Origin of the sequence: Streptomyces sp. NPDC047315 (genome assembly GCF_040643215.1) — a bacterium.
In the GTDB taxonomy this organism is placed as follows: domain Bacteria; phylum Actinomycetota; class Actinomycetes; order Streptomycetales; family Streptomycetaceae; genus Streptomyces.
This window is the reverse complement of sequence record NZ_JBEYTZ010000124.1, coordinates 1-1055: the sequence shown is the minus strand read 5'-3', so window position 1 is coordinate 1055 and position 1055 is coordinate 1. Positions and strand designations below refer to the sequence as shown.

1 protein-coding gene is annotated in these 1055 nt (G+C 68.0%); it reads right to left on the bottom strand.

Going from position 1 to position 1055, the window contains the following annotated elements:
- Nucleotides 1–1055: condensation domain-containing protein (locus ABZ842_RS38870; RefSeq protein WP_361548619.1), on the bottom strand; the 1055-nt coding region annotated here is incomplete at both ends.

Below are 1055 nucleotides of genomic sequence, written 5' to 3'. Positions count from 1 at the left end.
TGAGTGTTTCGCGCCAGTAGGCGAGTTGTTGTGCGGCGAGTGAGTTCTCGTCGTTCTCGTCGCCCAGCAGTTCCCGCTGCCACAAGGTGTAATCGGCGTATTGCACGGGGAGCGGAGTTTGACTCGTCGGCCGGTCCGGTGTGCTGCGACGCCCTTCGTAGGCGTGGAAGAGATCGCTCACCAAGGGCCCGGCGGATTCGCCGTCGGCGGCGATGTGGTGGAAGACGAGCACCAGCGAGTGCTCGTCGGGTGCGGTGTTGAAGAGGTGCGCGCGAAGGGGCGGCTCGTTCGCCAGGTCGAAGCCCTGCCGAACGACCTTCTTCAATTCTTCGGGAAGCTCTTTTGTGGTGGTGCGGTGCACGGTCAGGGCGGGAGCGGCGTCCTCGGCGCTGAGGATGTGCTGGTACGGAACGCCCGATACGTCGGGGAACGTGGTGCGCAGACTCTCGTGGCGCTCCACCACGTCAGCGAGGGCACGACCGAGTGCCTGGACGTCGAGGGTGCCGGTGAGGTGGAGGACGAAGGGGAGGTTGTAGGTCGGGTTCGGGCCTTCGAGTTGGTTGAGGAACCACAGGCGTCGCTGGGCGAAGGAGAGCGGAATGCGCTCCGGTCGCTTCACCGGGCGAAGGGCCGGGCGGAGCTTCGCGCTGCTGTCGAGGTGCCGTGCCAGGCCGGCGACCGTGGGCGCGTCGAAGAGGGCGCGTACGGGGATCTCGACGTTGAGGGTGGTGCGGATGCGGCTGGTCAGGCGGGTGGCGAGCAGGGAGTGCCCACCGAGCGTGAAGAAGTCGTCGTCGATGCCGACGTGCGGCAGCCCGAGCACGTCCGCGAACAGCTCCGCGAGGGCCTTCTCCTGCGCAGTGCGCGGGGCGCGATCCGTCACCTGGGTGGTGAAGTCGGGGGCGGGGAGGGCGTTGCGGTCGAGCTTGCCGCTGGTGTTGAGGGGGAGTTCGGTGAGGATGACGAAGGCGGCGGGGACCATGTGGTCGGGGAGGGTGGTGGCGAGGTGTTCTCGGAGGTCGGCGGTGTTGGGGGTGTGGCCGGGGGTGGGGACG